General features: G+C 31.6%; 29 protein-coding genes and 1 other RNA gene. 19 read left to right on the top strand and 11 right to left on the bottom strand.

The genetic code is table 11. The features are described 5' to 3' along the window. Position 1 precedes the first annotated feature (1 nt). Both B4I81_RS03340 and B4I81_RS03335 read right to left on the bottom strand, forming a co-directional pair. Positions 2–592, bottom strand: a complete 591-nt coding sequence (locus tag B4I81_RS03340) for an outer membrane beta-barrel protein (protein ID WP_291107495.1) — start codon at positions 590–592, stop codon at positions 2–4. Positions 593–615: 23 nt separating this feature from the next. After that, complete coding sequence (locus tag B4I81_RS03335; protein WP_291107492.1) at positions 616–1,455, bottom strand: 1,4-dihydroxy-2-naphthoyl-CoA synthase; 840 nt, start codon at positions 1,453–1,455, stop codon at positions 616–618. A 179-nt stretch (positions 1,456–1,634) separates the two neighbouring features. On the opposite strand from B4I81_RS03335, the gene B4I81_RS03330 reads away from it, so the two are divergent. Both B4I81_RS03330 and B4I81_RS03325 read left to right on the top strand, forming a co-directional pair. Further along, positions 1,635–2,081, top strand: a complete 447-nt coding sequence (locus B4I81_RS03330) for a PH domain-containing protein (protein WP_250581370.1) — start codon at positions 1,635–1,637, stop codon at positions 2,079–2,081. Then, a complete protein-coding gene (locus B4I81_RS03325) occupies positions 2,071–3,252 on the top strand; it encodes a serine hydrolase domain-containing protein (RefSeq protein ID WP_291107485.1) in 1,182 nt (393 codons plus the stop codon). The genes B4I81_RS03330 and B4I81_RS03325 overlap by 11 nt, the downstream gene beginning before the upstream one ends. On the opposite strand, the gene ygiD is transcribed toward B4I81_RS03325, so the two are convergent. From ygiD to B4I81_RS03305, 4 genes are all read right to left on the bottom strand, one after another. Then, positions 3,253–4,131 (bottom strand): 4,5-DOPA dioxygenase extradiol, encoded by an 879-nt coding sequence (ygiD, locus tag B4I81_RS03320; protein ID WP_291107482.1) that lies wholly within the window; start codon positions 4,129–4,131, stop codon positions 3,253–3,255. It lies immediately after the preceding gene. A 65-nt stretch (positions 4,132–4,196) separates the two neighbouring features. Then, complete coding sequence (locus B4I81_RS03315) at positions 4,197–4,481, bottom strand: hypothetical protein (protein ID WP_291107480.1); 285 nt, start codon at positions 4,479–4,481, stop codon at positions 4,197–4,199. 1 nt (position 4,482) lies between these two features. Then, positions 4,483–5,319, bottom strand: coding sequence for a CvfB family protein (locus B4I81_RS03310; protein ID WP_291107477.1), 837 nt, complete (start codon positions 5,317–5,319; stop codon positions 4,483–4,485). A gap of 148 nt (positions 5,320–5,467) precedes the next feature. Next, positions 5,468–6,685 (bottom strand): porin, encoded by a 1,218-nt coding sequence (locus tag B4I81_RS03305; protein WP_291107474.1) that lies wholly within the window; start codon positions 6,683–6,685, stop codon positions 5,468–5,470. A 91-nt stretch (positions 6,686–6,776) separates the two neighbouring features. On the opposite strand from B4I81_RS03305, the gene prmA reads away from it, so the two are divergent. Both prmA and B4I81_RS03295 read left to right on the top strand, forming a co-directional pair. Then, on the top strand, positions 6,777–7,610 hold the full coding sequence (prmA, locus tag B4I81_RS03300) for a 50S ribosomal protein L11 methyltransferase (RefSeq protein WP_291107471.1): 834 nt from the start codon (positions 6,777–6,779) through the stop codon (positions 7,608–7,610). Between the two features lie 59 nt (positions 7,611–7,669). Next, positions 7,670–7,945 carry an ATP-dependent Clp protease adaptor ClpS gene (locus B4I81_RS03295; protein ID WP_291107468.1) on the top strand — a complete coding sequence of 92 codons (276 nt, stop codon included), beginning with the start codon at positions 7,670–7,672 and terminating at the stop codon, positions 7,943–7,945. 27 nt (positions 7,946–7,972) lie between these two features. Here B4I81_RS03295 and B4I81_RS03290 read toward each other — a convergent pair whose 3' ends face one another. From B4I81_RS03290 to B4I81_RS03280, 3 genes are all read right to left on the bottom strand, one after another. After that, positions 7,973–8,242 carry a heavy-metal-associated domain-containing protein gene (locus tag B4I81_RS03290; protein WP_291107465.1) on the bottom strand — a complete coding sequence of 90 codons (270 nt, stop codon included), beginning with the start codon at positions 8,240–8,242 and terminating at the stop codon, positions 7,973–7,975. A 77-nt stretch (positions 8,243–8,319) separates the two neighbouring features. Continuing rightward, on the bottom strand, positions 8,320–8,733 hold the full coding sequence (locus tag B4I81_RS03285) for a DUF6691 family protein (protein WP_291107462.1): 414 nt from the start codon (positions 8,731–8,733) through the stop codon (positions 8,320–8,322). Positions 8,734–8,735: 2 nt separating this feature from the next. Continuing rightward, complete coding sequence (locus tag B4I81_RS03280; RefSeq protein ID WP_291107459.1) at positions 8,736–9,302, bottom strand: YeeE/YedE family protein; 567 nt, start codon at positions 9,300–9,302, stop codon at positions 8,736–8,738. Positions 9,303–9,401: 99 nt separating this feature from the next. Between B4I81_RS03280 and B4I81_RS03275 the strand changes: the two genes are divergently transcribed. The 10 genes from B4I81_RS03275 to creD all read left to right on the top strand — a co-directional run bounded on the left by B4I81_RS03275 (position 9,402) and on the right by creD (position 15,478). After that, positions 9,402–9,884, top strand: coding sequence for a DUF4199 domain-containing protein (locus tag B4I81_RS03275; protein WP_291107456.1), 483 nt, complete (start codon positions 9,402–9,404; stop codon positions 9,882–9,884). A gap of 2 nt (positions 9,885–9,886) precedes the next feature. Continuing rightward, positions 9,887–10,348: a 2-dehydro-3-deoxyphosphooctonate aldolase gene (locus B4I81_RS03270; protein WP_291107453.1), complete on the top strand. Its 462-nt coding sequence runs from the start codon at positions 9,887–9,889 to the stop codon at positions 10,346–10,348. Positions 10,349–10,441: 93 nt separating this feature from the next. Beyond that, positions 10,442–11,260, top strand: coding sequence for a 3-deoxy-8-phosphooctulonate synthase (gene kdsA / locus B4I81_RS03265; RefSeq protein WP_291107451.1), 819 nt, complete (start codon positions 10,442–10,444; stop codon positions 11,258–11,260). A 16-nt stretch (positions 11,261–11,276) separates the two neighbouring features. Then, positions 11,277–12,122, top strand: coding sequence for a hypothetical protein (locus tag B4I81_RS03260; protein WP_291107448.1), 846 nt, complete (start codon positions 11,277–11,279; stop codon positions 12,120–12,122). Positions 12,123–12,267: 145 nt separating this feature from the next. Continuing rightward, complete coding sequence (locus B4I81_RS03255; protein ID WP_291107445.1) at positions 12,268–12,891, top strand: hypothetical protein; 624 nt, start codon at positions 12,268–12,270, stop codon at positions 12,889–12,891. A gap of 38 nt (positions 12,892–12,929) precedes the next feature. Continuing rightward, positions 12,930–13,226, top strand: a complete 297-nt coding sequence (locus tag B4I81_RS03250; protein WP_026726800.1) for a winged helix-turn-helix domain-containing protein — start codon at positions 12,930–12,932, stop codon at positions 13,224–13,226. Positions 13,227–13,280: 54 nt separating this feature from the next. Continuing rightward, positions 13,281–13,736, top strand: a complete 456-nt coding sequence (locus B4I81_RS03245) for a hypothetical protein (protein ID WP_291107440.1) — start codon at positions 13,281–13,283, stop codon at positions 13,734–13,736. A gap of 1 nt (position 13,737) precedes the next feature. Beyond that, on the top strand, positions 13,738–13,863 hold the full coding sequence (locus B4I81_RS03240) for a hypothetical protein (RefSeq protein WP_291107438.1): 126 nt from the start codon (positions 13,738–13,740) through the stop codon (positions 13,861–13,863). Then, the gene (locus B4I81_RS03235; protein ID WP_291107435.1) at positions 13,845–14,162 is read left to right on the top strand and encodes a hypothetical protein; all 318 of its coding nucleotides are present in this window, start codon (positions 13,845–13,847) and stop codon (positions 14,160–14,162) included. The genes B4I81_RS03240 and B4I81_RS03235 overlap by 19 nt, the downstream gene beginning before the upstream one ends. 20 nt (positions 14,163–14,182) lie before the next feature. Further along, the gene (gene creD, locus B4I81_RS03230; protein ID WP_291107432.1) at positions 14,183–15,478 is read left to right on the top strand and encodes a cell envelope integrity protein CreD; all 1,296 of its coding nucleotides are present in this window, start codon (positions 14,183–14,185) and stop codon (positions 15,476–15,478) included. Positions 15,479–15,540: 62 nt separating this feature from the next. On the opposite strand, the gene B4I81_RS03225 is transcribed toward creD, so the two are convergent. Together B4I81_RS03225 and B4I81_RS03220 are read right to left on the bottom strand one after the other, a co-directional pair. Beyond that, positions 15,541–16,977, bottom strand: coding sequence for an MFS transporter (locus B4I81_RS03225; RefSeq protein WP_291107429.1), 1,437 nt, complete (start codon positions 16,975–16,977; stop codon positions 15,541–15,543). Between the two features lie 163 nt (positions 16,978–17,140). Beyond that, positions 17,141–18,364 carry an NAD(P)-dependent oxidoreductase gene (locus tag B4I81_RS03220; RefSeq protein ID WP_291107428.1) on the bottom strand — a complete coding sequence of 408 codons (1,224 nt, stop codon included), beginning with the start codon at positions 18,362–18,364 and terminating at the stop codon, positions 17,141–17,143. A 168-nt stretch (positions 18,365–18,532) separates the two neighbouring features. Here B4I81_RS03220 and ssrA point away from each other — a divergent pair. The 5 genes from ssrA to B4I81_RS03195 all read left to right on the top strand — a co-directional run. Beyond that, positions 18,533–18,930, top strand: a transfer-messenger RNA (tmRNA) gene (gene ssrA / locus B4I81_RS03215). 248 nt (positions 18,931–19,178) lie between these two features. Then, on the top strand, positions 19,179–20,414 hold the full coding sequence (locus B4I81_RS03210; RefSeq protein WP_291107425.1) for a site-specific integrase: 1,236 nt from the start codon (positions 19,179–19,181) through the stop codon (positions 20,412–20,414). Between the two features lie 60 nt (positions 20,415–20,474). After that, positions 20,475–21,407: a helix-turn-helix domain-containing protein gene (locus tag B4I81_RS03205; protein WP_291107422.1), complete on the top strand. Its 933-nt coding sequence runs from the start codon at positions 20,475–20,477 to the stop codon at positions 21,405–21,407. A gap of 92 nt (positions 21,408–21,499) precedes the next feature. Further along, entirely contained in the window at positions 21,500–23,029 is a 1,530-nt protein-coding gene (locus B4I81_RS03200) for a MauE/DoxX family redox-associated membrane protein (RefSeq protein ID WP_291107418.1), read from the top strand. A gap of 24 nt (positions 23,030–23,053) precedes the next feature. Continuing rightward, positions 23,054–23,294, top strand: a 241-nt coding sequence (locus B4I81_RS03195; protein WP_291107415.1) for a DUF6520 family protein, incomplete at its 3' end; no start/stop codon positions are given.

Raw genomic sequence — 23,294 nt, 5'->3', positions numbered from 1 at the left:
TTTAAAATTTAAAGCCAAGACCTAAATTGATAAAATGCGTATTAGCAGCTCCATCAAAATCATTAGAATTTATTGGAAAATATTTGTAATTACCTTCTATAAAAAACAAATCAGAAACATGATATTTTAAACCCGGATTAATTGTTAAACCATTGAAGTTAAGTTTTTTTTCTCGTATTGTTATTGCTGGATCCATTGGGTCAGAAATACCAGTAACATATTTGAAATCATTTGAAAAAAAAGCATATCCTATACCAAAGAACGGTTTTAATTTACCTTTAAAAACGTCAACTTCAATACTAGCATTGGGGTTCCAAATTAGGATATCATTTTGTAAAAATAAATCTCTAGATTGCAAATAGTCGATATTCAAACCTCCAAAAATCGAAATCATTTCATTTTGATAAATTGCGTAATTAGCGGAAATACCGACAATTCCATTAAAACCGTCACTAATAATGTTTTCATTACGAAGATTTCCAACGTAATGAACTCCTACTTGAAATTTAGTCTCTTTTTTAACGTCTGTATTTTCTTGAGCTAATGATACATTACCCAACAATACTAGTAACCCGAATGCGATTTTTTTCATGAGTCTTTATTCTATTCTCTTAGTTATGGCAAATATTTCTTTTCAAAATTTGGTTTACGTTTTTCTAAGAACGCATCTCTTCCTTCTTTGGCTTCGTCTGTCATGTAAGCTAAACGAGTCGCTTCACCAGCAAAAACTTGTTGGCCTACCATTCCATCATCTGTTAAATTCATGGCAAATTTTAGCATTTTGATTGAGGTTGGAGATTTTGCTAAGATTTCTTGTGCCCACTCATAAGCCGTAACTTCTAACTCCGCATGAGGAATAACTGCATTTACCATTCCCATTTCGAAAGCTTCTTGAGCCGAGTAATTTCTACCTAAGAAGAAAATTTCTCTGGCTTTCTTTTGTCCCACCATTTTAGCTAAGTAAGCCGAACCGTAGCCTCCATCGAAACTCGTTACGTCAGCATCAGTCTGTTTGAAAATCGCGTGTTCTTTACTCGCTAAAGTCAAATCACAAACTACGTGAAGTGAATGTCCGCCACCAACAGCCCATCCTGGAACGACACAAATTACCGCTTTTGGCATAAAACGAATCATACGTTGTACTTCCAAAATGTTTAATCTGTGGTAACCATCCTCTCCTACGTAACCTTGGTGTCCACGCGCTTTTTGGTCGCCACCACTACAAAAACTCCAAATGCCATCTTTAGAACTTGGACCTTCTGCAGACAATAATACAACTCCAATTGAGGTATCTTCTTGTGCGTCATAAAATGCCTGAATTAATTCGGCAGTAGTTTTCGGACGAAAAGCATTTCTAACATCAGGACGATTGAAAGCGATTCGGGCAACACCATTGCATTTTTTATACGTAATATCTTCAAATTCTCTAACGGTTTTCCATTCTATTTTGCTCATTTTTTCAAATATTTAAGTCAATTTTATTAAATGTAATTTTCTGTAAAAATAATTCATTTTTTGCATTATATTGCAAGTCCAAAAGTAGATAATTAGAATATTTCATATCTAACATCTAAAGTAATTTTCAAGCATTTCATCATTTTCATTAATTTTATGATTTTCAAAATATTATCGTAATGATTTTCAAATCGGCAGTAAGTAAATTAAACAAATACATTTATGTTGGAGTAATCTTATTTTTATTACTCTTAACAATTCCTGCTCTTTTTGAAGACTCGTACGAGCCATTAGTTGTATTATTTACGATGCATTTCTTGATTATTTTATTTTTTTTATGGCTCTTTACAAGTACATACTATAGAATTGAAAACTCGGATTTACATTGGAAATCGGGTCCGTTTTATGGAAAAATTGATATTACTAAAATTTCTAAAATTGAATATCACAAAGGAATTTACGTACCAACTATTTGGAAACCAGCATTGAGTCATATTGGTTTAATTATTACCTATAATAAATATGATGATATTTACATTTCACCTGAAAAACAAGAAGAATTTATTGCTACATTGCAACGCCTAAATCCAAATATTACGTTTAAGAATACGCCTTATGTTGAATAAAATAGTACTTGTAGGTTTAAGCCTATTACTTTTTAATTGCCAAAATAAACCCGACGAAAACAAAGAATCTACCTTGAAAGATAAAGAAGGTAATGTTTCTGAATACGCTGTAAACTTTACTCCTCTAACTACCATCTATAAAAAACGAATGGGAAATGAAGTAGAAGCTTTCTATGATAAAAAATTTAATTCAAAAGATTTTAGCGGGTCGTTTTTAGTAGCTAAAAATGGAGAAATCCTATATGAAAATTATAGTGGCTATGCCTACAAAGAAAAAGGCGATTCGATTAAAGAAAGTACTCCTTTACACATCGCATCGGTAAGTAAAATTATTACAGCAGTAACAGTTTTGAAATTAGTCGATCAAAAAAAACTAGAATTAGACGCTACAGTAAAATCAATTTTACCTGAATTTCCGCACGAAGAAACTACAGTTAGAATGTTATTAAGTCATCGAAGTGGTTTGAGAAATTATGCTTATTTTACAGATGATAAAGGTGTTTGGGATAAAAAGAAAACATTAACCAATCAAGATGTTTTAACACTTTTAGCTACCAAAGATATTGGATTAGAATCAAAACCAGGAACACGTTTTGGTTATTGCAATACGAATTATGCTTTATTAGCTTTAATCATCGAAAAAGTAACCAACAAAACGTATCCAAAAGTACTTCAAGAAATGATTTTTGATCCTTTGGATATGAAAAATACTTTCGTTTTTGATGATTTAAACAAGAAAGACGAAGTGAGTCAATCTTACAAAAACAACTATTTACGTTTGGCTTTTGAGTTTTTGGATCAAGTATATGGTGATAAAAATATCTATTCTACTCCACGCGATTTACTGAAATTTGATTTGGCCTTATATTCCGACAAATTCTTGAGCGCTAAAATGAAAGAGGAAATGTACAAAGGCTACAGCTACGAAAGAAAAGGCACCAAAAACTACGGCTTAGGGATTCGAATGTTAGAATTTGAAACGGGTCAAAAATACTTCTTTCACAACGGTTGGTGGCATGGAAATACTTCATCAATGGTTACACTTCACAAAGATTCAGTTACCATTATTGCGTTATCGAATAAGTTTACTCGTAAAACCTATCAAACAAAACGTTTAGCTCCAAAATTTGGCGATTATCCGTTTAAATTTAATGCAGAAGAAGGCGAATAATTAGCCTATTTTCACAGAAGTCATCGTTAACGAACCTCCAACCGCTTTATCATTAAAGAATTCTACTTTATCATTATCTGTTTGAAGTGCTAAAATGTATAACAATGGATAATAATGGTCGGGTGTTGGTATAGCTAACGTTGCAGCTTTATGTAATTTTTCATATTGAATTAACTCTTTATGAAAGCCGTTTGAAATTTTATTTTTAAAAATATCATTCATTTCTAAAGCCCAATCAAATCCATACTCAGGTTCGCTAAGTTTATCCCAAGCTACCATTCGTAAATTGTGTACCATATTCCCGCTTCCGATAATTAAAACGCCTTTTTTACGAAGTGCTAATAATTGTTTTGCTAATTCATAATGATAAGCCGCAGGTTTGTAATAATCAATACTCAATTGCAAAACCGGAATATCCGCATCAGGATACATGTGTTTTACTACCGACCAAGTTCCGTGATCCAATCCCCAATCGTGGTCTAATTCCACCGCAGGATTGGTAATCAATTTTTGAATTTCAGTCGCCAATTCAGGACTTCCAGGTGCTGGGTATTGCACATCAAATAACGCTTGCGGAAAGCCTCCAAAATCGTGAATCGTTTTTGGATTTGACATTGCCGTAACCATTGTACCTTTTGTTAACCAGTGCGCTGAAACGACTACCACTGCTTTTGGTGTCGGAATTTCCTTCCCCATTTGTTGCCAACGTTGTGAAAACGCATTATCTTCAATAGCATTCATAGGCGAACCATGTCCGATGAATAAAACGGGCATCTTCTCCTCTTCTTCTCCTAATCCTTTTGTCCAATCGTAGAACGGTTGTATACTTGCCATAGCGATTCCTCCTGAAAGTAAAGTTATGAAATTCTTGCGATTCATAAATTAATATTTGTATATACAAATGTAATAATAAAAAGAATACAAAATACTAATTTAGGAAAAGTTTAGGAAAGCAACTCTATTTCAAAATATCTCAAAATAAAGAAAATAGAAATTAAATTGATTACAAGCGCGAACCAATAATACTTGTTATAACCCTCAGTATTTACTGCAATTTCATATAAGTTTAAAAGAGGTAAAATTACTACTGCAATCCAAATCGGAATCCAGATAATTTCGGTTTCAAAACCGATAAAATGAATGGTTTCAAAATTTTGGAAAATAGCAACGAAAATCATTACTAAAACAACAATACTAAGTAAAAGATATATTTTGTTTTTTGTTGCCATACTAAACCAAATAAATCCCGTCTTCTTTGATTTCGATAAGTTTTTGTTTGTATAAATTTCCAACGGCTTTTTTGAAATTCTTTTTACTCATTTTCAATACCGTTTTAATATCTTCAGGATGGGAATTATCCGTTAATCGTAAGAAACCACGATTGGCTTTTAATTCGTCTAAAATTATTTGCGAAGAAGGTTCGATTGCCTCTACTCCTACTTTACGTAGCATGACATCAATTTTACCATCAGGACGAATGTTTTTGATATACCCTTTGGTTTTCATTCCGGGTTTTACATCATCATACACTTCATTTTTATACGCTAAACCTTTGTGTTTTTGATTGATGATGCAATTGATTCCGCCTTCAGTAATGTGAGAAATTAAAATATCTACTTCTTCGTTGCGTTGTAAATCTAAATTTTCATTACTCAAAAACTGATTGGTTTTACTCGAAGCTACCAAACGATTAGTTTTTTCATCCATAGTCATGTAAACCAAGTAACGTTTGCCTTCTTCCATTGGGCGTGCTTGTTCTTTAAACGGAACAAACAAATCTTTCTCCAATCCCCAATCTAAAAAAGCTCCAAATTTGTTGATGTAATTTACTTTCAAATGCGCAAATTCGTTCAACTTAATATAAGGTTTTAACGTAGTTGCAACAGGGCGTTCTTCGTAATCTAAATACACAAATACGGTTAAATCATCGCCAATAGTAAATTCTTTTGGAACGTATTTATTTGGCAATAAAACATCATCTTCTTGTGTGTCTTCGCTTCCTAAAAACAAACCAACTTTTGTATCTCTAAGAATTTTTAACGTATTGAACTGTCCTATGTGTAACATAAATAAAAATAAATAAAGCGCAAAGGTAAGCATTTTAAAAATTAGAATTTAGAAATTAGAATTCCGAAATTAGAATTCCGAAATTCAGAAAACAAAAAACCACAAATCAATTATTGAAATGTGGTTTTTAAATTATGTATTTTAAAAATTAGATTCCGATTTCTAATTGAAAACGAACGTACCAATTTTGTTTGTTTGTACCATCGAAATAATTCAAATCACTCAAAGTAACTTCTCCTTGTAACTTGAAAGCATGTTCCCATAAATATTTGGTGACACCTAATGAATATTGTTTCGAATCAGGTGTTAATGCTTTGATATCATCATGCATATTTTGTGTAGAAAAACGACCAATGATTTCGTAGTTCGTTGGGAAAACATAACTCAATTGATAATCCATTCCGCTTCCCACAGGAACATAATTAAATTCCGTAATATCATCTGGATTAAAAGCGATTGGATCTTTTGCAGTTCTTGACATATAACTCGACATAAAAGCCCAACCGTTATATTTCAACATCGCATCTAACAAAATCGATTTCATAGTTTTTTGTTCGAATAAATCATTTCCAAGTTGCCCTTGTGTTCTTCTAGCTAAATTATTTTGATGAAAAGCTCCTGACAATAATAATCTTGGCTGTTCTTCACGAGCCACATCACCTTCAAAATTGGTTCCATCTTTTTTAAACGAACCAAAAGGCATTAATTCTAATTTTCCAGTCAAAGCCACTCCGTCATCGGCAGATTTTGTCCAGTTTCTTCCTTCACCAGTAGTTACTGCTGTTTTTACATTGTAAGAGAATTTATCTTTGTTCTCATTCAAGTAATAAGCCTGAAAACCAAAATCACGGTCTATAGTAAAACGAGCATTGTTAATACTTCTATCGGTTAACTGTAAAGCTCCTGATGAATTGACACGTTGACGATTTCCTGGTAATTTGGTTTGCCCAAAAAGAAAACTCCAATGTTTGTTAGGGCGATAAAAAACAGCTGCATCTCGAATGATATTGATGTTTTCACCATCTTGAATTTCACCCACATCACCTGGTGCGAAAGAAAGTTGAATTACATATAAAAAGTGTGGATTACCTACATAACCATCAAAACGCAAACGCAAACGCCTAATTTCTCCCGAATAAGCAGCATCCTCATCTTCATTTTGAATGTAAGTTACACGATTTTGCATTCTAAAACGAATATTTAATTGAAATAAACTATCTGGCGATGTTATTCCTAATCCTTTTCCATAGCTATAATATGGAAGTGCAGCCAACTTTAAATCGTTGTCTTTTGTGGTTACTTTTACATCTTGAGCAACAGCAATAAAGCTGATTACAAGCAATAAAAAGGTTACTAATTTTTTCATTTGTTATGTTGTTGTTTATTTTGCGCAAACTTAACATTAAAACAAGGTTAAGTATGTTAAGTAAATATTACCTTTGCAAAAAATTAACGTTATGTCAAATATATACATTGGATATCATTTTACCATAGAACCATTAGAATTAGGTAGTGAAATTTTAATCGCAGAATTAGGTGAAAAAGCATTTGAAAGCTTCATCGAAACTGAAACTGGAATTTCGGCCTTTGTTCAAAAGGATCTATGGGATACAAATATATTAGAAGATATTCAAATTTTAGATAATCCAGAATTTAAAATCGAATATACTTTTGAAGAAATTGAGCAAGTAAATTGGAATGAAGAATGGGAGAAAAACTTCGAGCCCATTGATGTAGACGGAAAATGTCACGTAAGAGCACCATTTCATGAAAAAACAAATGCTGAATTTGACATCGTAATTGAACCTAAAATGAGTTTTGGAACAGGTCATCATGAAACCACTCACATGATGATTCAACATTTGTTAGAAACGGATTTAGTAGGAAAGAAAACCTTAGATATGGGATGTGGAACTGCCATTTTAGCCATTTTAGCTGAGATGAAAGGCGCACAACCTATTGACGCTATTGATATTGACAATTGGTGTTACTTAAACTCAATTGAAAATGCAGAGCGTAATAATTGCAAACATATTTCGGTTTACGAAGGAGATGCTTCTTTATTAGTGGGTAAAAAATATGATGTGATTATTGCTAACATCAACCGTAATATTTTATTAAACGATATGCAACAATATGTAGCTTGTTTAAACGAAAACGGAATTTTATTCTTAAGTGGATTCTATACTGAAGATATTCCTGTGATTTCGGAAAGTTGTACCTCTAAAGGTTTAACTTATGTTAAGCAATTTGAACGCAACAATTGGGTAGCTTTAAAATTTAAAAAATAGAATTTTGGATTTTATAATTAATATTATAAATTTGTTACGCAACCGATAAGAAAAAGAAAATGAGTACAATAGAAAAAATCAAAGAAGAAATTTTAGTTGAAGAAGCTATTGGTTTGAATCATGAAATTGTATTACATAATGACGATGTAAATACATTTGATCATGTAATTGACACTTTAGTTCGAGTATGCAATCATGATGATTTACAAGCAGAACAATGTGCAATTTTAGTTCATTACAAAGGAAAATGTACGGTTAAAACAGGTTCTCTGGAAGAATTAAAACCACAATGCTCTGCTCTATTAGATGCAGGTTTAAGTGCTGAATTGATATAAAAAAAGTCCCGATTAAATCGGGACTTTTTATGAACTCATTTTTCCAATAGCGCAACTTACATAAGACTTCGCTTTTTCCATTAAACTATTGGCTTCTCCATCTTCGGGATATCCTAATGATTTTAATTTTTCTTTAACTTCCTGTAACTTTTCATCCGTTCCATAATCAAATGTTACCGAACTTTCTTCAACATTTACAGCAACATTTTGTATCGTTTCGATAGATGAAATTCCTTTGGAAATTGTATTAGCGCAACCGCCACATTTTAAATTTTGTATAGGAATTGTTGTTTGCATAACTCATTATTTTTAATGACACAAATTTACAAAATATACAACCAACACACTACAAAATCACTTACTTTAACTTAACTTTAATGAGGTAATTTGTCTTTTATCAAACCATAAATATAGGTTCCTAAAAGAGCTCCTATTAAAACTACAGCAATAGCGTAAGTTCCTGTACCTAAAAGTATAAATATTGGTCCAGGACAACATCCTACAAGAGCCCATCCTAATCCAAATAAAGTCCCCCCAATAATGTAACGCCAAAAACCACGTTCTTTTTCAATTATATTAATTGGCAAACCGTTATAATCTTTTACTTTATATTTCTTTATAATTTGTAATCCTACAATACCTGTAAATAATGCTGTTCCAATAATTCCATACATATGAAACGATTGAAAATAAAACATTTCATAAATGCGATACCAAGAAACTGCTTCTGCTTTGGTTAAAACAATTCCGAAGAATATTCCGGTAAGAAAAAATCTTGCTAATTTCATAATTAAGCCGTTTTAAAGATTAGAGGTAAAATATAATGTGCCATAGCTAATCCTCCAATAAAGAAACCAATAACAGCTACTAATGATGGTAATTGTAAATTGCTTAACCCCGATATAGCATGACCTGATGTACAACCACCCGCATATCGCGTTCCGAAACCAATTAGTAAACCTCCAAGCAATAAAATTGCAAATCCTTTTGGAGATTGTAATGTTGCAACGCTAAAAATAGCATCAGGCATTAATTTACCATTTGGAGCATCAATTTCAAGTGTTTGCAATTGCGCAATAGTTTCTGGATTTATATTAACACCACTTCCATCTGATAAAAAGTAAAAAGCGATAAATCCACCCACAAAAGCACCTAAAACAACAGCTAAGCTCCATTTTTGTTCGCGCCAATCCAATTTAAAAAAATCGCTAAACTTTCCAGCTCCTGCCATAGAACACATGGTGCGCAAATTAGAAGACATTCCAAACGATTTACCAAAATAAGTTAAAATTAACATGGTTAATCCAATCAAAAAACCTGAAATGGCCCAATGCCAAGTTCCAAAAATATAGTTCATCGCAATTCAATTTTGCACAAAAATAGAAATTCAAATTGGGATTTATAACTTTTAAAGCAATTTATACTAAATTTGAACTATTAAATAAAATCCATTATAATGAAAAAATTTTCAATTGAATTCAAATGGGCAATTATTGCTAACATCCTTTTCTTAGCTTGGATGACTTTAGAAAAACAATTAGGGTTTCATAACGAAAAAATTAAATGGCAAATGGCTTTTACCTTGCTATTTTTTATCCCTTCATTTTTGATTTATCTATTAGCACTTTTAGACAAAAAGAAAAATTATTATCAAAATAATATGAATTGGCGACAAGGTTTTATCTCTGCAATAATAATTTCATTTATTGTGGCTGTTTTTTCACCATTAGCACAATTTATAACACATGAAATTATTTCGCCATTGTATTTTGAAAAACTCATTAAATTATCGGTAGAAAATCAAAGAATGACGCAAGAACAAGCCGAAAATTATTTTAACCTTACATCTTATATTTGGCAAAGTATATCAGGTGGCATTTCTTCAGGTGTTGTAATTGGCGCGATTGTTGCTTACTTAATTAGAACTAAATCTGTTTGATAATGAAAATTTTACTATCACTATGCTCCTTAGCACTACTTAGCAGTTGCGTAAGTACTGAATCTACATTAAAAAATATCGACAAAACCGCAATACGTCCAGCCATAAAAAATAAAGCGTATGCCATTACAGAATATGCAACTGATACAAAATACGGTTATGATAAAGATTATCCGATAAACATTGGTTTTATTCATGAAAAACAAGAAGATATAAACATACAATATTTTTTTAATGGATTAAGTGGACCTAATGGAGAAAAAATAGTGTACAAAAAAATAGACACTTGCTGTCCATTTCCTTCAAAAAACAGTTTAATGGGTGCAGGAACTATTGGTATTTATGAAGTTTCTTTTGAAGGAAGTTCAAAAACTATCCTATTATACTTTAATATCTATGAAAAAGGTAAAATACTATGTCCTAAAGGTTTTGCAATAAAACAAATACAAGAAATTGATAAATAAAAACATTTTCATTATCTGTAACATTTGTAACCTTTTCTTTAGCAGAAGAAAAGGTTTTTATTTTTATCTTTGCATCTTCAAAATCAACACAAAATGAATTTAACAAACATTCCTCAAATAAAACATACTGAAAGTGGTAACTTCTTTTTATTAGCTGGACCTTGTGCTATAGAAGGTGAAGAAATGGCTTTACGTATTGCAGAAAGAATAGTTTCTGTTACTGATAAATTACAAATTCCATACGTTTTTAAAGGTTCTTTTAAAAAGGCTAACCGATCAAGAGTAGATAGTTTTACCGGAATAGGCGATGAAAAAGCATTAAAAATTCTTCAAAAAGTTTCAAGAGAATTTGGAGTACCAACCGTTACTGATATTCATACCAACGAAGATGCAGCAATGGCGGCTGAATATGTTGATGTTTTACAAATACCAGCTTTCTTAGTACGTCAAACAGATTTAGTAGTAGCTGCTGCCAATACAGGTAAAACAGTAAACTTAAAGAAAGGACAATTCATGAGTCCAGAAAGCATGAAACATGCTGTTCAAAAAGTATTGGATAGTCACAATCAAAATGTAATGGTTACCGACAGAGGAACAATGTTTGGTTACCAAGACATGATTGTAGATTTTAGAGGAATTCCAACTATGCAACAATATGCTTCAACTGTATTAGATGTAACCCACTCACTTCAGCAACCCAATCAAACAACTGGTGTTACAGGAGGTCGCCCTGATATGATTGAAACCATTGCTAAAGCAGGAATTGCAGTTGGTGTTGATGGAATTTTCATTGAAACTCATTTTGATCCTGCAAACGCTAAAAGTGATGGCGCTAATATGTTACACTTGGATTACTTTGAAGGCTTAATGACAAAATTAGTAGCTATCCGAAAAATCGTTAATCAATTTTAATTTTTTATAACTTCAAATGAAACATCCATTTTTAATGGCTGTACTAACTTTTTGTGTTTTTTCACAGTACACCTTTTCGCAAGAAACAGTAGAAAATCCTGAAAAATACACGAGCAATAATAAAGGTAAATTCTACATCTTTTGGGGAGGTAATAGAGAGTCTTATTCAAGATCAGACATTCGTTTTAAAGGAGCTGATTATGACTTTACAATTCACAATGTGGGGGCTCACGACAAACCAAAAGGATGGCACTTCGATTATTTCAACCCAGCAAGAATGACCATTCCTCAAACTAATTTAAGAATTGGATACTTTATTTCGAACCATTACAATATCTCTATTGGAGTTGACCATATGAAATATGTAATGTATAATGACAGAAGAGTAAACTATACTGGATATTATCCTAACGCTGGTTCTTACAACGAAAATCCTAGTGGAGGACAACTTACATTAGATGAAGATTTTTTAACTTTCGAACATACTGATGGTTTAAATTATGTAAATACTGAGATTTCAAGAGTTGATGATATTTCTTCATTATTGCAACTACCAAATACTGATAAATTTCAAATTAACGTAACAGAAGGTGTTGGTGCAGGACTTCTTTATCCTAAAACTAATACAAAATTGTTAGGAAAAGACCGCTATGACGAATTTCATGTTGCGGGATATGGTGTATCAGCTAAAGTTGGACTTAACTTTACATTCTACAAACATTTCTTTATCCAAACCGAATTAAAAGGTGGATATATCGACATGAATGATATAAGAACTACTAGAAGCACTGCTGATTCAGCGGAACAACACTTTTGGTTCTTACAAAGAATTGTATCTATTGGAGGTATCTTCAGAATCTAATACAAAATATAAATAATACTAAGCCACGTTCTTTGATGATTCGTGGCTTTTTTTATTTCTTTAAATGTAATTTATTAAAATAACTCAAAAAATGTTTGGTCAAGAAATTATTTATTATTTACTTTGTAATTCAAAGTACTTTAAAATGGAAAACGAAAAATATCTAAATGACATAAGCGAAATCAAAAATTTGATGAACAAATCGTCACGTTTTATCTCCTTGAGTGGTTTATCTGGAATTTTAGCAGGCGTTTATGCTTTAGTTGGTGCATGGTTGGCTTACAAAACGATTTACTTTGATACTTCAACAATGGGAGCCTATAGCGATTTAGTAATTTCGGAAGATGCAGTGATTCGTTTGTTAGTAATTGCAACAGCTGTTTTAGTTTTATCTATAGTAACAGGAATCGGATTAAGTATTCGTAAAGCTAGTAAAAGTAACGAAAATGTTTGGAATACCGCCTCAAGAAGATTAGTTATCAACTTTATGATTCCATTAGCAACGGGTGGATTTTTCATTATCTTTTTAATCGAAAAAAACATGTTTGGTCTAATCGCTCCCCTAACCCTAATATTCTATGGATTAGCGTGTGTAAATGCTAGTAAATATACGATTGGCGATGTTCGCTATTTAGGAATTACGATGATTGCTTTAGGATTATTATCGACTTGGTTCTTAGGATACGGATTGTTGTTCTGGGCATTAGGTTTTGGCGGTTGCCACATTTTATACGGGAGTTTAATGTTTTTTAAATACGAGAGAAAGTAATCAACTAACCTTTAAACTCTATACTTTTAAACTAAATCATGCTCAACATCATCCAAAATATCAACAAAGCCTTTGATCACCGAATTCGTTTGGGGATTATGTCGATATTGATGGTCAATGAAAGTGCGGATTTTAATATGTTGAAGGAACTTTTAGGCGTAACCGATGGAAATTTAGCATCACATACTAAAGCTTTAGAAGCCGAAAATTACATACAAATTGAGAAACAGTTTATTGGTAAAAAACCCAATACTAAATACAGTGCAACCAAAGAAGGTCGTGATGCGTTCACGGCTCATATTGAAGCCCTTGAAAAATTAATCAAGAAAAGTTAACGCTATTTTTTTATCTATTCACTTTGAAATTCAAAGTACTTTTAATAACTAATTATGAGAGATTTATTCATCGAAAAAATGTACGAAATCAGTAAGAAACCTTATCAAAGATTCTTTAAAAAAGGAAAGGCTTGGGATATCAATGTCAATCAGTTGATACAACTTCCTAGTGATAGCTTGGGATTTCATTTGGGTTGCTTTTTATTGAAATACAACTTTGAAATCCAACCCAAGCTAGAAGACCACGATATTATTCATGTGTTAACCAATACCGGAATTTCTGTTGTTGACGAAATAGGCATGCAATATTATTTGTACGGAAACGGTAAACGTAGTTTGTATTTACTCATGGTTATCATCACTGGAACGCTCTTCTATCCTACTCGATTATCGTATTTCAAACAACAATATTTAAGAGGAAAACAAGCACATGAATTCTACGGATTGGATTTTTTGAATATGCTTACAATTCCCATTACAAACATTCAACAAACCTTTAATATCAAATAACATGAATAAACTCATCAACATCAGTATGACTATCGGAATTTTATTCTTTATTGGAATGGAAATTATCAAAAACCTATCATCAGAAACAAAAACAAAACTCACAACCACATGGAAAAAGATTTTTTAAAATTGCCGTTGTCAACCCAAATGGCAATTGTATCGTTTGGAATTGGTTCTTTATTGTTTGTACTATACTTTCCATTCAAAGAATCAGACAATCTTATTAAAATTGGAATTATCTACGTAGTAATTGCATTAGTAGCAAATGGTCTAATGTTAATAAAATTAATTTATGATTGCTTTGTTCTACCTGTAGAAAGATTAAATATCATAAAGCAAATCTTGATTTTATTAATAAATGTACCAATATCATTCTTCTATTTTATAGTAATACTATATACAGTTCTTTCAAATCAACCTTTTTAATCAACAATAAATCAAACATCATGGAAACACAAATGCAACAAGAACCAAAAGTACCGTTCTTTCAAACCACAACCGCTAAAATGATCATGGTTGGGATTCTAACTTTAGTATTAATCATTCCACTAGCTTTAGTACAAGAATTAATTGTAGAGAGAAGCCAACGCCAAAAAGAAGTCATTACCGAAACCACTGCCAAATGGGGAAATTCGGTTTATTTTTATGGACCGATTTTGAAAGTTCCTTACAAAGACCCAATGTCGGGAGCCAACAATTACGCGTATTTCTTTCCAGAAACATTAAATAATAAAACCGAAGTTACGATGGTGAAACCTTTGGAAAGAAGCATTTACAAATCGAATGTATTTACGACCAAAATGCAGTTTGATGGTAATTATACGAATCCAAATTTTGCTTCAAAAGGAATTCCTGCTGAAAACATTTATTGGAATCGCGCTAAGATTTTGATTCGAACTACCAATTTGAAAAGTCTGAAAGACGAAGTAAAAATGAAAATTGGGAAACAAAATTTGGCTTTTGAATCTGTTGCGAGCGGGACAAACGATAGTATTGAAAGTTTGGAAACGAACTATTTTGATTTCCAAAGTCTTCAAAACGATACGAAATTCAACTTCACCATTTCGTTTAACGGAAGCAAGCAAGTAAAAATGGTTCCGATTGGAAAAACTACGGATGCTAAAATGACTTCAAATTGGAATTCGCCAAATTTTAACGGAAACTTCTCACCTATTTCAAGAGAAATTACCGATAAGGGTTTTGAAGCGAATTGGAAAATATTACATTTCAATCGTCCGTTTGCACAAAATTATTTTGAAGTTTTACCCGAATTAGGTAAATATGCTTTTGCGGTAGATTTTATTACGCCAGTTGACGAATACCAACAAAGCGAACGCGCTTCTAAATATGGCTTTTTAGTTATTGGATTAACGTTTTTAATTTTCTTTTTGATTCAATCAATCAGTAAAATTAACATTCATATTTTTCAATATTCGATGATTGGAATTGCACTAATTATGTTCTACACATTATTGATTTCAATAACCGAACACAGTTCGTTTTCATTTGCTTATTTGATAGCTGGAGCTTCCGTTATCGTTATGATTTCGCTCTATTCGATTTCGATTTTAAAAGATAAAAAGTTCCCAATGTTTATTGGAGCTTCGTTGAGTGTTTTATATACTTTTATTTATGTGATTATTCAGTTAGAAGATTATGCGCTATTAGTTGGAAGTATTGGATTATTCTTAATACTAGCAGCTGTAATGTATTTCTCTAGAAAAATTGAGTGGAATAAATAATAATAAAAAAAACCTCCGACTGAGAATTTTCAATCGGAGGTTTTACTTTTAGCATTTAAATATTAATGTCCGCCTGAAATTTTACTTTCAAAACTAATACCTTGATCTTTTAATATTCCTTTTACTTTCCAAGCATAGAATGCTAAATAAGCAAAACAAAGTACTCCAACAATATAACTCGCATGAATAGTAGTTTCATCTGCTACAACTCCTTGTAACCAACTCACAATACCGCCACCCATTATCATCATAATTAAGAAACTGCTTCCTTGACTTGTATTTTTACCTAATCCACTAACCGCTAAAGTAAAAATACACGGCCACAAAGTACTACAAAATAAACCTACTGAAGTAAAAGCATAAACGCTAGTCATTCCAGTGGTTGCCATACCAATTAATAGAGCTAGAATTCCCAAACCTGAGAAAATCAACAGCATTCGTGCTGGATTTCCTTTACTAGCCATATCAGCACCAATAAGTACTAAAATAATTAAAGCATAAACATAAAAAGGCGTTAAATCATGTTTAGCAATAGCATTAACTAATAAAAATACTCCAAAAGCTAAATAAGGCGCAATGAATCGTAATATTTTCTGTAAATCCATTTTATCAGTAAAAGCTTCTACTGCTCCCGTCCATCTTCCAATCATTAAACTAGCCCAGTACAATGAAATATATGGCGCAATATCTTTCGTTAGAAAACCTAAATCTTTTTCCATGTATGCTGGCAAATTACTTGCTGTAGATACTTCCACTCCTACATAAACAAATATGGCAATCATTCCTAAAATTAATTGCGGATATTTTAAAGCGTGACCTCTATCATTAGAAATAGAATCATCAGATTCAACAACAGCTTCTGGTTTATCTGGTAATGAAGAAAACTTAAGAAAAATAGCAACTAATAAAAAGGCAACACCTAATATTAAATAAGGAATTTTAACACTCTCAATATCTAAATTTGTAGCACCTGAAGAAGCCGAACCAAAAATGGCAAAACTTACAATCAATGGGCCAATTGTTGTTCCTAAATTATTAATACCTCCAGCCAAGGTTAAACGTTGAGAACCTGTATTAATTGGACCTAATGCAATAGCTAATGGATTTGCAACTGTTTGTTGAAGTGAAAAACCTAAACCTACTGTAAACAAACCAGATAACATTAAAGGAAATGAACCTGAATTTGCAGCAGGATAAAATAACAATGTTCCTAATGCCGAAATTATTAAACCTAATGCTAATGAATTTTTGTAACCAATTCGATTAATCACATCACCTTTTGTAATATAGGAAATTATCATATAAATAATTGACCCTACTGTATAAGCTACATAAAAAGCAACAGAAACTAATTGACTTTGTCCTTGAGTTAAATCAAAAGCTTCTTTAAAAACTGGAATTAATATATCGTTACTTGCAGCAACAAATCCCCAAAAAAAGAAGACTGTTACTAGTGGTATGAATTGTGCCCAATTCGTCTTAACTTGATTTACTTGCATAATTTAGTTTGTTTTTTGTTGTTTGATTAAAGTTTGAATAAATTCAATTTATATTTGTTAAATATAGTGTTATTCATCTTTCGTTTAAAAACAAACTGAATATTTTTATTAACGAAAACGTTTTCGCTTCAATAAAAAACCCGATGTAAAATCGGGCTTAAATTTATTTGGCTAGAAGAACGTCTTGCTTTTCTTCTACATAATCTTGTAAATACTTAAATCGTTCTGTTAATTGTCCGTTTTCGGTAATTTTTGCTCTTTGTAAAATTCCGTCTTTATCACCATTAAAAAAAGCAGGAATAACGTGTTTCATAAACATTTCGCCAAAACCTTCACTAGCGTCTTTTGGCAATTCACAAGGTAAATTATCAACTGACATTACCATTATTGAAGCAGGATGTGTATAAGGCACTTCTTTATGTTCACTAGGCAAATAGCCAAAGAAAGGCTCTGCAATAGTAGATGCTTTTAGGGTACAAGCTACAGGACCATCTACATCACATGAAATATCGGCCACTACTTGAATTTTATTATCAGCGGCACGAAGCATATCACGAGTTAAAATATCAGGCGAACCATTTCCGTGGAAGTGACCTGCAATAAACATATCGGCAACTTTGGTAAAACGTTCGAAATGAGAAACGTAATCTTGTGGATTTTTATAGAAATCGTTATTATCTAAAACCTGACCATCTTTGCGTTTGTTGTAATCTAAAACGTCAATTTGTGTATATACAGGTTCCGTGTATTTTTTATTCAAAAAGTCGTCAACGCTTACCTGTTTGATTTTAATTCCGTCTAAAATTTCTTTTGCTCCCATTCCTACTTTTCCATGACCAGTAAGTACAATCTTGATGTTTGGGAGGATTTGACGTTTTAAACGAGCAATTAAATCTTCTTTACCACTTAAGGTTTCGGCTTTTGGCAAAGTAAACAAATCATATTTGATTCCAAATCCTCTGAAACCGTTATAAGCGCCAACTAAACCAGCATAACGACCAAATCCAATTAATCGATGATTCGTAGCATCTACAATTGTTTCATGGTCATACAATTCGATGTTTTTGTCTAAAATAGCTTGTAATAATTTTCGGTTGTAAGGCTGTTTTTTTATTGTATGCGAAAAGAAAAAATACTTTTTATTTGGTATTAAAGCATCAATAGGCACTTCTTTAACGCCAAAAAGCACATCACAATCGGTCATTTCAGTAGTGACATTAAGTCCTAAATTACTATATTGTTCATCAGAAAAAATTCGAATATCCGAACTTTCTACTTTTATTTGAGCTTCAGGATGAGCAGATTGTAATCGAACCAACTCTTCAGGAGTAAAAACAACTCTTCTATCAGGTGGATTTTTTCGTTCTTTAATGATTCCGAATTTCATATTATTTTATATTGTAACCAATTGTTGTATTAATGTTACAAATATAACATTTTACTAGACTTTATACAAACTCTTTTTTAATTGAAAAAATGGTAGTATTTTTGGCTCACTTTTTGATTAATAGTAAAGGTCTGCAAACTAAAAACTGCAACTGAATACTCAGAAATTGGGGTCGACTGGTTTTGACAGCGAGTGGAATTGATTAGTAAGCACGTCGAGCGTTGTATGTTTAGCTCGTAAATCCAAATGTACGAACTTATAAACGGCGAAAATAATTACGCTTTAGCTGCTTAATCTGAATTATAGTAAGATTTGCCTAGTTCCTACCAGGTAGGAAAGCTAGATTCTCCTCAAAAGCCTTGGTTTATGGCGGTTGGTTAAGGGGAACCGTAAAAGTAGACCTAGGAACGGTAATGCTTTAAATCCGTTCTGACACTGACAGAGCTAAGCAAAGAGTGGCAGTTTCTAGCCTTGCTCTTTGTCGAAAACCTAAAATGAAACTAAGCGTGTAGAAAGCTATTTGATTGCTTGTTTGGACCCGAGTTCGATTCTCGGCGACTCCACTTATTACTTTTCAAAGTAAACTAAAAGCCCATAAATCTTAGGATTTATGGGCTTTTTCGTTTTACATACTATCAAAAAATAGCATTAAATCATAAAGCATTAGGGTGCAAATTCGGGGACAAAATAAAATGTAAAAAAATGTCCCCTATTTCTTCCATAAAGCCTATGAATAAAGGTAGTTCAAAAAATGAACATCTTGTATGTTTCTAAATCAAAACATAATTTTAGTAAACATCAAAGTCACCACATCATGTCAAACAAAATTTCAATCCTATTTCATGCTAAGAGCTCTAGAGCCCTAAAAAATGGCTTAGTACCTATTTATTTAAGAATCACTATTAATGGTGAAAGATTAGAAATCACAACAGGCAAATACAGTGAAAAATCAAAATGGTTACCTTCTGCAGGTAAAATAAAAGGCAGTTCAGAAGAGACCAGACTAATAAATAGTTATCTTGATATTCTCAGAAACAAAGTCTATGAAACTGAAAAATGGATGGTAAACAATAACTTGGAAATTAATGCTCAAACATTCAAAAATAAATTCTTAGGAGTTGAGGAAAGACAGCGTAAACTAATGGTTATTTTTGAAGACCATAACAAACGAATGAAAGAACTAATTGGAAAAGAATTCGCAATAAACACTTATAAGAAGTATGAAACAGCGTTAAGCCACACTAAAGATTTTTTAAAATATCAATATAACCTTAATGATATTTCTATAAAACAAGTAGATATTGCTTTCATCAACGATTTTGATTTCTACTTGAGAAACACTAAAAACTGCAATAATAATTCAACCATAAAATACATTAGAAACTTTGGCAAAATAGTTAAGCAGTGTTATGTAAATGGTTGGATTGAAAAAGACCCTTTCTTAAATTATAAAGGTAAAGTAAAAGAAATTGAAAGAACTTATTTATCAGAAGATGAAATTGAATCTTTGCTTAATAAAGAATTTAAAATAAAACGATTAGAGTTAGTTCGCGATATGTTTATATTCTCATGTTTCACTGGACTTGCGTACATTGATGTCTTCAATTTAACAAAATCTAATATTGTAATTGGCATAGATGGTGAAAAATGGATTTCAACTCACAGACAAAAGACAGAATCAGCATCCAAAATTCCAATACTCCCAATTACTCAAATGATAATCGACAAATACGAAAATCATCCATTATGTATCAACGAAAATCGACTCATACCTATTTTATCAAATCAAAAAATGAATGCATATCTCAAAGAACTAGCAGATATTTGTGAAATTGATAAAGAGCTAACTTTTCATATTGCCCGACATACATTCGCTACTACGGTAACACTTACTAATGGAGTTCCTATAGAAAGTGTCAGCAAAATGCTTGGTCATAAAAATTTGAGAACCACTCAACATTATGCAAAAGTATTGGACAGAAAAGTAAGTGAAGATATGAAAATTTTAAAAGATAAATTTTCGAATAAATTAAAATTAAAAAGCTCCTAATTCATTCAATAACATTCCAATATGTTTAGTATTCAATTCAAGAATTGAATACTAAACTATTTGATTCCTTTTAAAAGCTTATATAGTTTTGTTGCAGAAAAACACATCATGTCAGAACAAAATAAGCAAGAACGAATTAGAAAAATATACCAAATGCTATTTGAAATGGCTTCTGGAAATCTTCAGTTTCAAATTGCTAATTTAGATGAAGAAGATGAAATTGATCAAATCGCTCTTAAGCTGAATCAAATCGCAAGTAACATCAAAGAAACTATTCTAAAAGTCGGACATGTTATTCCTCAATTTACGTATCAAAATTTAGTACAGCACACTTTTATTTTAGATGAAAATTTAATCATTTTAAGCTACTCTCCAAGTGTTTTAACGACTCTTAGTTACAATCCTGAGGACCTTTTAAAAAAACCTATCTCCAGAATTATGACACAAAAGTCGGCAAAGGATTGGGAAGTAATCAAGTTTGAAAAAACAAATACAAACAATATTAATACAGTAGTTCTATTAAATTTATTAGATAAAAACAATCAAATTTATCCTTCTTATTTCAATGTTTCATCACTTATAAACTGTGACAAAATAATTGTTTCAGGTATAACAACCGACCTCCAAGACTACACATACAGAATCCCAATAAACACTCTAAAGAAAACCGAAAATGTATCAATTGTCCAAAACGTTTACGATTACATTCTAAATAACCTCGAAGAACCACTACCATCAATTAAGGAATTAGCCAAGAAATTTGGGACTAACGATTTCAAACTAAAAGAAGATTTTAGAAATAAATTTAATACAAGTATTTATAAATTTTACACCGATGAACGTCTAAAAAGGGCTACATACCTTATTCAAAAAACAGAAATTCCTATAAAAGAAATAGCTTTCATCTGTGGATTTAATGATTATAACAACTTTTCAAAAGCATTCAAAAAAAAATATAACTACCCGCCAAGTGCGCTTAAAAGAGATTTCTAATACCTCTTCTACTTTTTTAACCAGTCAAAATCCCGATGTGATAATAGCTAATAGTTTATTTTTCAAAACTTTACAACACAAAAAAAGCAACCATGAAAAATAAACTGAAATCTAACATCATTATCTTTATAAGCTATCTGTATATTTTTTTATTCACATATACTGCTATCAGTAAAATAATTGATTTTGAAACTTTTCTAGTTCAACTGGGGCAATCACCGCTTTTAAGTGCATATGCTAATTGGGTTGCTGTTTTAATACCTGCAGCAGAAATTATCATTTCATTGATATTACTAATACCTAAAATCAGATACATAGGTTTATTTTTAGCTTTCGGATTAATGATTATGTTTTCATCATATATAATCATCATATTGAACTTTAGTGATTTCATTCCCTGTTCATGTGGTGGAATTATATCACAGATGAATTGGAATGAACATCTCTTTTTTAATTTTACATTTGTTGTAATTGGAGGTATAGGTATTATTCTCGATACACATCTAAAATTTACTTTAAAAGAACAATTAATTAAGCTAACTAGTATAAGTGTTTTTAGTATTGTATCTGTTGTAATTCTATACAACCTATCAGAAAATGAAATGCATAGAAATAATGCTTTTATAAGAAGATATCCCCATCATCCAATTTCAGATAGTAAAGCAATTCCTTTAGGATACAATTCATATTATATTGCGGGTTTTAATGAAGGAAAAATAATTCTTGGAAATACTACTGCCCCACTTCATATAGTAGAGATTGACACAACACTTGAAGATAAAATAGTCAGAAGAATAAAAATGAAAGATTCAAAAAAATATCTTTTCAGTGCTGTTCAATTAAAAATTAAAGCACCTCACTTCTATCTTGTGGATGGTTCAATTCCTATTATATTCAAAGGAAATCTTTCAACATGGGAAACTACAACAAAAGAAAAACCAGATGCAAAATTCTCTCTTTTGGAACCTATTAAGCAAGATGTTTTTATTGTCCGACAAAATAACGCTAAAACTTCAGAGCACGAACTTCAAATAATTGGTAAAGAAAATAATACCTCAACAAATATTTTACAAAAGAAAGTCGACGGAGTTTTTGACACTGACGGCATGTTATTGTATAATGAACAATTTAATTTCATAATATATAGTTACTATTATCGAAACCAAACCATAATAACCGATAATAAATTAAACTTAATAAAAAGAGTAAAAACAATCGACACACTAAGTCAATCTCCTTTGGAATTTGCATATACAAAAGGTTATACAGAAAAAAAATTAGCACAACAACCTATCACGATAAATAAATATGCCACAACTGCAGGAAAATATATTTTCATAAAATCCAACAGACTTGGGAAATACGAATCTGAAGTAATAGCAAAACAAGCCAGTATAATAGATGTATACAACATAGAAAACAATACTTATGAATTTAGCTTTTACTTCTATCATCATAACAACGAAGAAATCAAATCATTCAAAATTTACAATAACCTAATAATTGGAATTACAAACAGCTACTTAGTAGTACGCAAACTTAAATCAAACTATTTTCAATTTGAAAATTCAAAAAATACGTGGCCAGTATCAGGGAAAGATCGAAAACCTGTAACAGAGTAGATCACAACTATAAATTTTTACATTATGAGAACTAGATTTTTAAAATTCGGTTTACCAATTGCTGTTTTCGCATTAGCAATTTTTGGAGCTTTTGCTTCTCAAAAAACAGAGAGCAAAAACTTAGCACTTGAAGTAGGATGGGTAGACGCTCCATCACCATGTCAAGTACAAGTAACTTGTAGCAACGACCTAGGACCAGTTTGTACAATGTTCCATCAAGGACAAAACAGACAAGTGTATGGTGTACGTCTTCAAACTAAATTGG

Source organism: Flavobacterium sp. UBA6195, assembly GCF_002422095.1.
Lineage (GTDB): Bacteria > Bacteroidota > Bacteroidia > Flavobacteriales > Flavobacteriaceae > Flavobacterium.
This window is presented reverse-complemented; position numbering and strand designations above follow the sequence as displayed.

What these genes read in the sequence shown, in the direction of transcription:
- B4I81_RS03325 (WP_291107485.1), top strand. Translation starts at nt 2,071, where the DNA reads ATGTTGAATAAAATAGTACTTGTAGGTTTAAGCCTATTACTTTTTAAT.
- B4I81_RS03275 (WP_291107456.1), top strand. Translation starts at nt 9,402, where the DNA reads ATGAAAAAATTTTCAATTGAATTCAAATGGGCAATTATTGCTAACATC.
- B4I81_RS03260 (WP_291107448.1), top strand. Translation starts at nt 11,277, where the DNA reads ATGAAACATCCATTTTTAATGGCTGTACTAACTTTTTGTGTTTTTTCA.
- B4I81_RS03290 (WP_291107465.1), bottom strand. Translation starts at nt 8,242, where the DNA reads ATGCAAACAACAATTCCTATACAAAATTTAAAATGTGGCGGTTGCGCT.
- B4I81_RS03340 (WP_291107495.1), bottom strand. Translation starts at nt 592, where the DNA reads ATGAAAAAAATCGCATTCGGGTTACTAGTATTGTTGGGTAATGTATCA.
- B4I81_RS03285 (WP_291107462.1), bottom strand. Translation starts at nt 8,733, where the DNA reads ATGAAATTAGCAAGATTTTTTCTTACCGGAATATTCTTCGGAATTGTT.
- B4I81_RS03250 (WP_026726800.1), top strand. Translation starts at nt 12,930, where the DNA reads ATGCTCAACATCATCCAAAATATCAACAAAGCCTTTGATCACCGAATT.
- prmA (WP_291107471.1), top strand. Translation starts at nt 6,777, where the DNA reads ATGTCAAATATATACATTGGATATCATTTTACCATAGAACCATTAGAA.
- B4I81_RS03235 (WP_291107435.1), top strand. Translation starts at nt 13,845, where the DNA reads ATGGAAAAAGATTTTTTAAAATTGCCGTTGTCAACCCAAATGGCAATT.
- B4I81_RS03335 (WP_291107492.1), bottom strand. Translation starts at nt 1,455, where the DNA reads ATGAGCAAAATAGAATGGAAAACCGTTAGAGAATTTGAAGATATTACG.
- B4I81_RS03200 (WP_291107418.1), top strand. Translation starts at nt 21,500, where the DNA reads ATGAAAAATAAACTGAAATCTAACATCATTATCTTTATAAGCTATCTG.
- B4I81_RS03220 (WP_291107428.1), bottom strand. Translation starts at nt 18,364, where the DNA reads ATGAAATTCGGAATCATTAAAGAACGAAAAAATCCACCTGATAGAAGA.
- ygiD (WP_291107482.1), bottom strand. Translation starts at nt 4,131, where the DNA reads ATGAATCGCAAGAATTTCATAACTTTACTTTCAGGAGGAATCGCTATG.
- kdsA (WP_291107451.1), top strand. Translation starts at nt 10,442, where the DNA reads ATGAATTTAACAAACATTCCTCAAATAAAACATACTGAAAGTGGTAAC.
- B4I81_RS03240 (WP_291107438.1), top strand. Translation starts at nt 13,738, where the DNA reads ATGAATAAACTCATCAACATCAGTATGACTATCGGAATTTTATTCTTT.
- B4I81_RS03310 (WP_291107477.1), bottom strand. Translation starts at nt 5,319, where the DNA reads ATGTTACACATAGGACAGTTCAATACGTTAAAAATTCTTAGAGATACA.
- B4I81_RS03295 (WP_291107468.1), top strand. Translation starts at nt 7,670, where the DNA reads ATGAGTACAATAGAAAAAATCAAAGAAGAAATTTTAGTTGAAGAAGCT.
- B4I81_RS03255 (WP_291107445.1), top strand. Translation starts at nt 12,268, where the DNA reads ATGGAAAACGAAAAATATCTAAATGACATAAGCGAAATCAAAAATTTG.
- B4I81_RS03305 (WP_291107474.1), bottom strand. Translation starts at nt 6,685, where the DNA reads ATGAAAAAATTAGTAACCTTTTTATTGCTTGTAATCAGCTTTATTGCT.
- B4I81_RS03270 (WP_291107453.1), top strand. Translation starts at nt 9,887, where the DNA reads ATGAAAATTTTACTATCACTATGCTCCTTAGCACTACTTAGCAGTTGC.
- B4I81_RS03280 (WP_291107459.1), bottom strand. Translation starts at nt 9,302, where the DNA reads ATGAACTATATTTTTGGAACTTGGCATTGGGCCATTTCAGGTTTTTTG.
- B4I81_RS03210 (WP_291107425.1), top strand. Translation starts at nt 19,179, where the DNA reads ATGTCAAACAAAATTTCAATCCTATTTCATGCTAAGAGCTCTAGAGCC.
- B4I81_RS03245 (WP_291107440.1), top strand. Translation starts at nt 13,281, where the DNA reads ATGAGAGATTTATTCATCGAAAAAATGTACGAAATCAGTAAGAAACCT.
- B4I81_RS03330 (WP_250581370.1), top strand. Translation starts at nt 1,635, where the DNA reads ATGATTTTCAAATCGGCAGTAAGTAAATTAAACAAATACATTTATGTT.
- B4I81_RS03315 (WP_291107480.1), bottom strand. Translation starts at nt 4,481, where the DNA reads ATGGCAACAAAAAACAAAATATATCTTTTACTTAGTATTGTTGTTTTA.
- creD (WP_291107432.1), top strand. Translation starts at nt 14,183, where the DNA reads ATGGAAACACAAATGCAACAAGAACCAAAAGTACCGTTCTTTCAAACC.
- B4I81_RS03225 (WP_291107429.1), bottom strand. Translation starts at nt 16,977, where the DNA reads ATGCAAGTAAATCAAGTTAAGACGAATTGGGCACAATTCATACCACTA.